The organism is Marseilla massiliensis (assembly GCF_016899855.1).
Classification (GTDB): Bacteria; Bacteroidota; Bacteroidia; order Bacteroidales; family Bacteroidaceae; genus Prevotella.
Map to the genome: position 1 here is coordinate 105,997 of NZ_JACJJG010000003.1, position 9,523 is coordinate 115,519.

The 9,523-nt window shown below is 47.3% G+C and carries 9 protein-coding genes and 3 pseudogenes; 6 read left to right on the forward strand and 6 right to left on the reverse strand.

Annotated elements, in window-relative coordinates; all coding sequences use genetic code 11:
- Positions 1 to 6: 6 nt before the first annotated feature.
- The 4 genes from H6A34_RS01700 to H6A34_RS01715 all read left to right on the forward strand — a co-directional run bounded on the left by H6A34_RS01700 (position 7) and on the right by H6A34_RS01715 (position 3,361).
- A complete protein-coding gene (locus H6A34_RS01700; protein ID WP_022040913.1) occupies positions 7 to 387 on the forward strand; it encodes a helix-turn-helix domain-containing protein in 381 nt (126 codons plus the stop codon).
- On the forward strand, positions 384 to 731 hold the full coding sequence (locus H6A34_RS01705) for a hypothetical protein (protein ID WP_204432467.1): 348 nt from the start codon (positions 384 to 386) through the stop codon (positions 729 to 731). The genes H6A34_RS01700 and H6A34_RS01705 overlap by 4 nt, the downstream gene beginning before the upstream one ends.
- 32 nt (positions 732 to 763) lie before the next feature.
- Positions 764 to 1,489: a hypothetical protein gene (locus tag H6A34_RS01710; RefSeq protein WP_022040915.1), complete on the forward strand. Its 726-nt coding sequence runs from the start codon at positions 764 to 766 to the stop codon at positions 1,487 to 1,489.
- A gap of 342 nt (positions 1,490 to 1,831) precedes the next feature.
- On the forward strand, positions 1,832 to 3,361 hold the full coding sequence (locus H6A34_RS01715) for a plasmid recombination protein (protein WP_022040916.1): 1,530 nt from the start codon (positions 1,832 to 1,834) through the stop codon (positions 3,359 to 3,361).
- A gap of 47 nt (positions 3,362 to 3,408) precedes the next feature.
- On the opposite strand, the gene H6A34_RS01720 is transcribed toward H6A34_RS01715, so the two are convergent.
- The 6 genes and pseudogenes from H6A34_RS01720 to H6A34_RS01740 all read right to left on the reverse strand — a co-directional run bounded on the left by H6A34_RS01720 (position 3,409) and on the right by H6A34_RS01740 (position 7,088).
- A complete protein-coding gene (locus H6A34_RS01720; RefSeq protein ID WP_022040917.1) occupies positions 3,409 to 4,098 on the reverse strand; it encodes an SIMPL domain-containing protein in 690 nt (229 codons plus the stop codon).
- Between the two features lie 6 nt (positions 4,099 to 4,104).
- Positions 4,105 to 4,974: a hypothetical protein gene (locus H6A34_RS01725; RefSeq protein ID WP_239464656.1), complete on the reverse strand. Its 870-nt coding sequence runs from the start codon at positions 4,972 to 4,974 to the stop codon at positions 4,105 to 4,107.
- Between the two features lie 20 nt (positions 4,975 to 4,994).
- Positions 4,995 to 5,552, reverse strand: coding sequence for an XAC2610-related protein (locus H6A34_RS15510; protein WP_420870788.1), 558 nt, complete (start codon positions 5,550 to 5,552; stop codon positions 4,995 to 4,997).
- Positions 5,550 to 5,999: pseudogene (locus H6A34_RS14880) on the reverse strand (WG repeat-containing protein); the annotation flags it as partial. The gene H6A34_RS15510 and the pseudogene H6A34_RS14880, both read right to left, overlap by 3 nt.
- A gap of 182 nt (positions 6,000 to 6,181) precedes the next feature.
- On the reverse strand, positions 6,182 to 6,646 hold the full coding sequence (locus H6A34_RS15515) for a transposase family protein (RefSeq protein WP_204435065.1): 465 nt from the start codon (positions 6,644 to 6,646) through the stop codon (positions 6,182 to 6,184).
- A complete protein-coding gene (locus tag H6A34_RS01740) occupies positions 6,600 to 7,088 on the reverse strand; it encodes a helix-turn-helix domain-containing protein (protein WP_204435066.1) in 489 nt (162 codons plus the stop codon). Before H6A34_RS01740 ends, H6A34_RS15515 begins: the two co-directional genes overlap by 47 nt.
- 461 nt (positions 7,089 to 7,549) lie before the next feature.
- On the opposite strand from H6A34_RS01740, the pseudogene H6A34_RS01745 reads away from it, so the two are divergent.
- Together H6A34_RS01745 and H6A34_RS01750 are read left to right on the forward strand one after the other, a co-directional pair.
- A pseudogene (locus H6A34_RS01745) lies at positions 7,550 to 9,103 on the forward strand (TraG family conjugative transposon ATPase); the annotation flags it as partial.
- Positions 9,091 to 9,390, forward strand: a pseudogene (locus H6A34_RS01750) (hypothetical protein); the annotation flags it as partial. The pseudogenes H6A34_RS01745 and H6A34_RS01750, both read left to right, overlap by 13 nt.
- Positions 9,391 to 9,523: the final 133 nt, after the last annotated feature.

Here is a 9,523-nt window from a genome sequence, read left to right on the forward strand (position 1 = left end):
ATGCTTATGGATAAAATCACATTTGAACAACTGCCGCAGGCTGTCTCCCTCCTGATTGAAAAGGTGGGGCAGCTTGCGGACAAGGTGGACGAGGCGTTGGGCAAAGCCACGCAACAGAAAGGCAGACGGTTGCTTGCCTTGGATGATGTCGCCGCTTTGCTTGGCAAATCCGCTTCCACCATCTACGCAATGACTTCCGAGAAGCGCATACCGTATCACAAGAGGGGCAATAAGCTCTACTTCTTCGAGGATGAAATCATCGGCTGGATTGAGCAGGGAGGGACATCGGGAACAGGCAGCGAGGAAGATTTCAACAGACGGCTTGAAGCCTTGCGTGGCGGCAAGAAGCACAAGCCAAGTTCATTACAGACAAAGCAGGAATTATGAGGAAAGAGGACTTGATACCCGTCATTGCAAGGCATGACCCGATATTGGCCGATGCGGTCAGCCGAATGGTTGACTACATTCAAGACCGATGGGCGGCACCGTACCCATCAAAAGAACAGACGGAAGCGGTGAACGCCTACCTCCGTTCCATCCATGCGGACGGCGGCGGCACGATGAGCGAAACTGACATTGCCCACCGCAGGATTGCCACGCAGAAGATAACCATCAACGCTATCCGTGTGCTTGACCATGACCAGCTCGACCGTTTGCAGGATGTGCTGAACCACATAGCGGCGGACAGGGAGTATTACATGCCCGAACGGCGGCAAGGCATGGGCAGGTAGCTGACCGGTGTAACACCTAAATATCATAGACTATGTGCAAAAACAAACAGAGCATACATTACTGCACCATCCTTTCGGACGAGCAGTGGAATTTTATTTTGGAAGGCAGATTTTCCGCCCAAAGGCAGAAATGCCTGCACAGGCTGATGACCCACGCCGTGCGGACAAAGACCGTTTGTAACATCAAGGGCATAGGAATAGCCTTGGAGGTGGGAGAAGTCGCAGCTTCCGATGTGGAACTTGCGGAATATTTGGGTTGCAACCGAAAGACGGTCGGCAAACTCATAGACAGTTTTAACAGGCTCGGTGTGCTGACCACCCGAACCAACAACCGCACTTCCATACACACCCTGCATTTCCTTACAGGCTGGTATGTCGGTGGTGTCCTCCTGACCAATCCCCATTATGTCAAGCCATCAGCTAATGTCAAAGAACTGGCGGACGGAAAGCGGACACCTCTTTCTAATGATACGGCTTCGGATAGCAAGCCGTGTACCGTGCAGGACGGTTGCCAAAGTCAAGGGCAGGAAACGGACACCACGGAAAGCGGTGCAGCACCTCTTTCTTCTTCCCTTTGTTCCTCCGTGGCTTGCGACCATCGGACTGGCATACAAAACAACGAGGGTGAAACAAACCATTTCCTTATCATAGAGAACAGCAACCTGCCGTTAGCCGAAAGTTCCGATGAGAGCCGCAAAGAAGCGCATGGCGGCATGATTGGCGTTGTGGATGATACCGACACAGGCACGGAAAAATAACAGGCGCAACAGACGGATTTCAGCGGTACTCCGTTGTTGTGGCGTTGGCTGACTGGGCTTGCCCAGATATAGCCCACTATAACTTCTCCGCTGCGCTCCGAAGTTGTGGGCTCTCCCGAGGGGCTGGGCGTTGCCCCGTCCCACTTATGGCTCTGCCCTAAGAACCCGACAAGGACTTTCAGCCCTGTGCAACCCGACCAAAGAGTGACCCCCTCTTTGGAAACTCCGCTCAGTGGCTTTTGCCCCTGAGAACCCCAAGCAGGAAGTGACCCTCTCCCTGCACCCTCCGATTAAGGCGCAGCCCTAATAACCCATCGTTAAACTCACAAACAGACAAGCATTATGGCACAGAAGACATCCATCAACATCAAACCGTGCAACATCGGCAGCAGCGAGGCGCACAACAGGCGAACAGCTGAATACCTCGCCAACATCCGCAAGGAGAAGTTCTACATCCGTACCGACCTCATGGCTGGAAACGAGACATGGGTCGCACCTGATTTCAGTGAAGCCACGCTCACCGACCGATACAATCAGATAGCCGCAATGGTCAAGGAAAAGACAGGCCGTGCGATGCAGACCAAAGACCGTGAACGGGTAAACAAGAAGACTGGCAAGGTGACCATCGTCCGTGGCAGCACTCCGCTCAAGGAGGGCGTGGTTGTCGTCAAGGAAGATACCACGATGGAGCAGTTGCGAAAATTCTGCAAGGTGTGTAAGGAGCGTTGGGGTGTCACAGCCTTGCAGGTGTTCATCCACAGGGACGAGGGGCATTACGGAACGCCCGGCGACAATGCCACATGGAAGCCCAATCTGCACGCCCACATCGTATGGGATTGGATGAATCACGATACGGGCAAGTCCTGCAAACTGGATGAGAAAGCCATGAGCGAGATGCAGACCATTTTGGCCGAGTGCCTTGACATGGAAAGGGGCATCTCAAAGGCGGTAACGGGCAAAGAGCATTTGGAGCGCACGGACTTCATTCTTGCCAAACAGAAACAGGAAGCGGAACGAGCTAAAGCTGAAAGGGAAGCAGCCCTTGCCGCCAAAGAGGAAGCCGAAACGGAACGGCAGTTCATTGAGGGCGAGAACAAGGCGAAAGAGAAATACCGCCAATCCCTTGACAATGACATCGCCGACAAGGAACGTCAGTTAAGGGATGAGCGCAAGGCGAAAGTGGACAGCATATTGGACAGCGTAAGCAGTTTTGTCGGGGTGGGCAAATCCGCAGCAATCGAAAAGGAAAACGCCAAGCTGAAAGCCGAGAACGAGCGTATGAAGAAAGCCTTTCCCGATGCTGTCAAGAACAAGGTGGAGGAATTGACAAAGGCATTGGTTACAGAGAAGCAGAAAGCCGAAACCGAGCGTGGCAGGGCTTTGGTGCAGAGCCGTTCACTTGCTATTGAAAGGGACAAGGCGGTACGGCAGCTTCAGGAGCAAGAGGACGGCGAGCGGCAGCGCATTAACTTTGCCGTAAGTCGTGCTACGGCGGAGAAAGACAAGACCATCCGTTTGCTGCAAAGTGCGCTGAAAGCGAGCAGGCATATTCTGAATGTGCTTGCCGATATTCTTTATAAAGCAAACGAGGTCTTTAAGCGAGCCATTGATGCGATTATCCATTTCGGCACGGAGCAGCACCAATCGTTCTTTGCCCCATCCGAAGCTGCTGACATCAAAAGCGTCATGCAGGAGTACGGAGAAACAATCGAACAGCAGAATGCGGTCGGCGCATGGCTTTGTGATTATGCGGAGAGCCGACAGCCTTTTGACGAAATAAAACATCGCCATACACTCAAAGAGGTTGGCGATGTCGCAGAGGGGGCGTATGATTGGAAAATTGAGAATATGCAACAAGGATTGCAAAGATGATATATCTCACTCAATGAGTTTGCAAACGTTTTAATTACGAGGCCATTTTAATCTATGATTTCAAAACGTACCAGCATGGAATAGTTCTTCTTGATGGTGCGGAAGTTGTCGAATGAGGCAGCATCGGATGACAGGACATTGCTTTGCGCAAACGGAAAGGCATTGCTGCTCCCTTCTTCCACAATGCGTATCACGTCACCCAATTTCTTGCCCAGTGCTTCTACCAGATAAGTCGCTTTCTTTTGAGCGGCTTTCAATGCTTCAATTTTTCCCTTTTGGTGATAGGCAAGCATGTCTTTGTTCTCCAATTCACCGATGCGCATGGTGTGGATGCCTTTCGTATCTATGTGCTTGATTATCTCATTTATCTGATTGAAGTCAGTCAGTGTGATGTCGAATTTCTTGGACACTAAAAAGTCCTGCCCTTGCTGCCGCCAATAGTCACCGATTTCTTGCGTGCGAATAGCATTTTGTGGAATGTCTGCGTTGGCAAGGGCTTCTCTCAGTCCTTGTTCTATCTCTGATAAAGGTACTTTGGTGCGGTATTCTTCAGGTTTCGATTTCCCGTCGAATTCTTCCTCGAAGTATTCACGGATTTCAATCAGATAATGAATCTTGTCGGGCACGATTTCTATTTCCGATGTGCCCGTCACTTCAATGTACCGTTCGTTGGTTTGCGCTTGCAGAGAAAGGATAGCCAGCAAGCAAATAGTTAACAATAAGACTTTCTGTTTCATATACTATCATTTTACTTCAAATTCTGTATCCATATAAATTTCCAATTGTAGGCCTATTTTATATTTTCCTGGCAACAATTTTCCAGACATGAACCGCTTTTTATAGTTCTTATCTGTAATTCGGTTTATGTCCCATGAGATAGGGATGGTGAACAACATCGCTTCTCCACCTTTTAAACGAGCACAGTTTCTCATATAATCGGCCTCACCACTCCAACCAGAACGGGCAAACGGATGCGCCATATACAATTCATCTGTACCTACACTTGGCAAGAAAACGGGTTGAACATCCAGATTCGTATGGTTCTCAAACAGAATGCGAATAGAGTCATTAGCTGATGGCAAAACCTTGAAAATAAAAGCCCCGTCCATTTCTGTCTCCTTTACAGGCATGATGTTTCCGTTTGTCAGCTCACAATAAGTGTATATGTTGGCTAACACATAAAAATTCACTTGATACTTATTCTGCTTTAATGGATATTTGAATTCAGACACGTGAATATATTCGGGTAACGTGTCACCTTTGGATAAATTCCTGCCTACGCCAGCAAAGCCGAGATTGTCTATAAAGGGGAAACTGACCCATTGTCCATTTTTCCATTGTTTCAGATGATGGTATGCCAGTTCTGCCGTTGGTCCGTTCACATTGATTACATCAACCACAATTCGTTTTGTCTGCGGTGAATAAACGGGTTGCTGTGTTTTAATTCGATAAGCATCAGCATGGGTGATATTAACATCGGAAAGTCGTTGTATACGAATGCGGCTTTCATACTTCTCTATTTCCGATTGCGATAAGGGGAAATCAATGTCTTGGGACTGTAATGGGAGGAAAGCCAGTAAACTAATAACTGACAGTAATACTTTCATTCTCATATTCTCATCTGTTTAGGGTGTTATTTCATTATGATTGACAGCCAATCACGGTTTATCTTGTCTACTGGAACATCTTTGTGCAATGTTACCCAGCCCCTGCCTTTTACATATTGCTTTTCAGTGAATAAAGGCGGTTGTTTAGAGGCTCTGAAAGTCTGGGTCAATACGGCTGTCTCAATAAAATGACCTTCAATAAACTCAAAGCGCTTGTAGCTGTAAGATGCAGCCGAGATACGCGATGAAGAAAACACACATCTCTTCTCGTTGTTTATTTGTGGATTTTCTATCTGCCTAAAACTTTCATCTTTACAATATTGCCCCTTAGTTTCATCCCACACAAAGCAATCATAATATTGTATCATTTGATTGCCATACTGACCAAGATTGACAAGTATATCGTCTTTACCATCAAAACTAACGTCTTGTAAGTTAACCCAAACATCGAGATTGTTGGCAAATTCAATGTCAGGAGGATATGAGTAGGATATTTCTTGGGAAATTTTTCTTTGCTTACCAAATATAGTGATTTGCAACCCTTTCAAACTCCTACCACTTCTGATGGCCGCATATTTTATCATTTTATCGCCTTTGTGATCAATAAGTTGCCATTCATCTGATTTCCAAAAAGAATGTTCTCCATCATTAATTGCGTCCCCGCTTGTTGTGGCTTGTGCTTTTCCGTTTTCAAATGATGTGGCAAATTTGAATTGAGGCTTAATAACCACATTGCCCAATGAATCGGCAAACCCTATCAGTCCGTTCTCATCCATTATGCGGAAAAGTCCTTCACTGATATAATCGGGACCGTTGTCACATTTGAACACATAGAACAATTCTTTGCCTTGATTGTCTATACAGACTATCCGTGCGTTCTGTTTGTTCTCATACACAAAACCTATGTTTCGTATGGTATCCGTTTGGCAGAACTTGTATCTGCCGTATGGTACAATGGTATCGCCTCGTTCATCCAGATAGCATACAGGAACGCCGACCTCAAGATGTTTATCCATAGTAAATGCAACCAACATTTTTTGTGCTGGGAGCAAATAGAAATTCATGAGTAAAAGCAATATACACAGAAACTTTTTCATAATCTATCATCTTAATGACACTCAAAGATAATGAAAAGGAATAACCTAACCAATTATTAGACTATTCCTTTCCCGTTAGGTTTAAGCAAATTAACTCTTATTAGACTTTATATAGATTAATTTATTATATGACTCATTTTGTGCGTGATTCTGAAGTTGTGTAATCCACAAGCAATAAGAATCACCATATCTTCGAAACCGAATTTATGGCATCTGAATCGTTCTTTAACAATACGGCATTTTTTCATACCACCTATGGCATGCTCCACTTTAATCCTGATTCCGGAAATCCGCTTGTTCTCTTGTTTTTCAACAGTAGTAAGCTCTTTTCCTTTAGGTTTCTTCTTGGGCATGCATATTTCAGCTCCATCCGGTCTGTGTCCGGTGAAGCCTGTATCTTGCCAAAGCCTGATACCTTTGGGGAGTAGAAGAGGTTCTTCATCACAAATCTTTTTGTCATGGACATGACCTTCGTATGTGGAACTCAGCCATACAATCCTAAGATTGTTGGTACATAGCAGGTTATTCTTTATGCTATGAGTTTTTTTTACCACTATAGCATGCGGACTGCCTGTCTTCATCCAAAGGGCGTTGAATAGGCCGCTCGGTTCCGTCCAATAAGACTTCTTCGCATCCTTGAAGAATGTGTATCAGACGTTTGGAGTTACGGTCCGGCAATTCACCAAGCGTTTTCAATGTACGCCGGAGAATCTCCGAAAGAAGGTGAATCCATCTATTGGCCTGGGGCTGGGTCATCTCAAACTGAATGGCATGGAGTTCCTGAAGGGGATTGGTCTTCAGATATACCAATATGAAGAACATTTTGTCCTGAATCAGAGGCAATACACTGGTCTTCCTGTTGTAAGATATGCGTTGACGCACTTTACCTTCCAAGGTAAAATGGCTGTAATATTCATCCCAATGGTACTTGAAAGTTATTAGCAAGGCATCAAACTCAGCAGGAGTTAATCCTGTCGCTGCAAGCACTTGGCTATAACGGTGGCGAATCTTGTCGTAATACATCAATTGAACCTTTTAGACCACAAAGATAAGTCAAAGAACGCTTTAATCAATTATTCGATATAAACTCTATTGTCGAAGTCCTTTTCTGTTGTTTCTGTTGTGAGGAGATATAACATTTTTCATATAGACATATTATAGTTGTAGCAAATCATTTCATGTAGCTTATAGATAAAGTTTGTACCCTTATTGGTTCATAATTTACTTAATGCATTAACTTTCAAGAATACTAAATAATTCCCCGACAATTCCTTTGTGGTTTTGACCTCATTCCGAACGGCCATCGGCAAAGTATAAAAATGCCTGCCGTTTGTTAAGTTTATGTTAAATCTTCATCTTAAACCAACCTTTTTCTTTTCCTCTTTGCTTCTCCCCAAAACGGCTTTTTCACCCTATTTCTTACAGCGATTATTTTTGTACCGATATTTTCTTATATTGCTGATAATCAACAACAAATACTCTCTCATATGAACAGCGTGGTGCGCCAGCTCCTCGAACAGGACACGGATGTCGTAATGGTCGACACGGGCGACTCCTACGAGGGCATCTGCGGCTACTTTGGCGGCACGTATATCTCCTATTCCAAGGAGAAGCCCATCTCCATGAACCCCTTCAAGGTGACTCAGGAGGAATACGCGCAGAACTTCGGCGAGAAGAAGAACTTCCTCAAATCGCTCATCTTCCTCATCTACAAGGGAAACGCTTTCCCGACCAAGATAGAGGACATGATAGTCAACCAGACCATCGTGGAGTATTATGACGCCTACTTCCATCCGTTCGAGAAGTTCACCGAAGAGGAACGCGAGACCCTCCGCCGGAAACTGCTCCTGGAGGCGAAGATGGAGGACGGCCACGGCAAGAGCGACCGCGACATGGAGGACATCGACCGGCAGATAAACGCGAAGGAGCCGCCGGAGGAAAGGACATCCATGCTACCCGCACTCCCCTCGGAGATAAGGCGCATGAAGCTCATACGGCAGTGCCGCTCGCTTGTCGCCCTCATGCGGGACAGGGCCGCCTCCGAATCCGAGAAGGAACACGCCGCGCGCATCGTGGAGAAATACCGCAAGGAACTGTACGAGAACACTATGCTCATCCGGATAGAGAAGCGGATAGACCGCATGGAGAAACAGAAGCAGCGCCTGAAAGTCAGGGAACTGTCCTTCAACTCCTACTACGAGTTCGCGCTGGAGCGTATCCCGCAGATAACGGCACAGGAGAAGATAAGGTTCAACATCCGGGACTTCGCCGCCATACTCAAGCAGTTCTACCGGGGCGGCGAGCTGGAGACGACACTGAACGCCGACATGGGCGTCAACCTTTTCGACGAGCGTTTCATTGTATTTGAAATTGACAAGATAAAGGACGACCCCGTTCTTTTCCCCATCGTGGTGCTCATCATCATGGACGTGTTCCTGCAGAAGATGCGCATCAAGAAGGGGCGCAAGGCACTGATAATCGAGGAGGCGTGGAAGGCCATCGCCTCGCCCACGATGGCGGAGTACATCAAGTACCTGTACAAGACCGTCAGGAAGTTCCACGGCATCGCCGGCGTGGTCACGCAGGAGCTGAACGACGTGATAGACTCGCCCATCGTCAAGGAGGCCATCATCAACAACTCCGACGTGAAGATACTCCTCGACCAGTCGAAGTTCAAGGACAGGTACGAGGACATCGCCGCCATACTCGGCCTTACCCCCGTCCAGCGGCAGCAGATCTTCACGGTCAACGCACTGGACAACCACGACGGGCGCAACTACTTCAAGGAGGTGTGGATATGCCGCGGCCAGGTCTCCGACGTGTTCGGCGTGGAGGAGCCGCCCGAATGCTACTGGGCCTACACCACGGAACGCACCGAGAAGGAGGCACTGAAGATATACCTGAAGCACTACGGGACGGTGCAGGAGGCCATCACGCGCATCGAGGCCGACCGCAGGCGCGCCGGAAGCCCCAAGTACCTCGAATTTGCAAGGAAAGTGAACAGGCAACAGAAAGTAATGGAACTATGGGAAAGTTAAGATACATAATCCTGACGGCGGCCGTGGCAGCCACGGTAAACGCCTCCGCAGCATGGAGGGTGGTCATCGACCCATCCTGCATAAAGGCCGTAGCGGCCAACTTAGCCTCGCAGAAACTCATCGAGGATCAACACAACAAACGGCTGGACTCCATCGCGGCGAGGAAACAGAAGGTGGAGCTGTACACCGTGAGCATGGCCACCATCAAGGAACTGTACAGGCTGTCGGTGGAGAACGTCTCCAGCTTCGGTACTGAAAGCCTCTATTACAAACGTGAGTTCGGTATAAGAAAACGATTGAAAAAGTTGTGGGAATGAGATATTTTTAGGTTCTTCCGCAGTTTTGTTGGATGGCCTTTCAGCAACATAAAATTGAGCACATCGAGTTTTTCTTTTAAAAGATTAAAAATCAATAATTTTG

Excerpts from the sequence above, each read along its gene's own strand:
- H6A34_RS01700 (WP_022040913.1), top strand. The coding sequence starts at position 7 with ATGGATAAAATCACATTTGAACAACTGCCGCAGGCTGTCTCCCTCCTG.
- H6A34_RS01705 (WP_204432467.1), top strand. The coding sequence starts at position 384 with ATGAGGAAAGAGGACTTGATACCCGTCATTGCAAGGCATGACCCGATA.
- H6A34_RS01710 (WP_022040915.1), top strand. The coding sequence starts at position 764 with ATGTGCAAAAACAAACAGAGCATACATTACTGCACCATCCTTTCGGAC.
- H6A34_RS01715 (WP_022040916.1), top strand. The coding sequence starts at position 1,832 with ATGGCACAGAAGACATCCATCAACATCAAACCGTGCAACATCGGCAGC.
- H6A34_RS01720 (WP_022040917.1), bottom strand. The coding sequence starts at position 4,098 with ATGAAACAGAAAGTCTTATTGTTAACTATTTGCTTGCTGGCTATCCTT.
- H6A34_RS01725 (WP_239464656.1), bottom strand. The coding sequence starts at position 4,974 with ATGAGAATGAAAGTATTACTGTCAGTTATTAGTTTACTGGCTTTCCTC.
- H6A34_RS15510 (WP_420870788.1), bottom strand. The coding sequence starts at position 5,552 with ATGATAAAATATGCGGCCATCAGAAGTGGTAGGAGTTTGAAAGGGTTG.
- H6A34_RS15515 (WP_204435065.1), bottom strand. The coding sequence starts at position 6,646 with ATGAAGACAGGCAGTCCGCATGCTATAGTGGTAAAAAAAACTCATAGC.
- H6A34_RS01740 (WP_204435066.1), bottom strand. The coding sequence starts at position 7,088 with ATGTATTACGACAAGATTCGCCACCGTTATAGCCAAGTGCTTGCAGCG.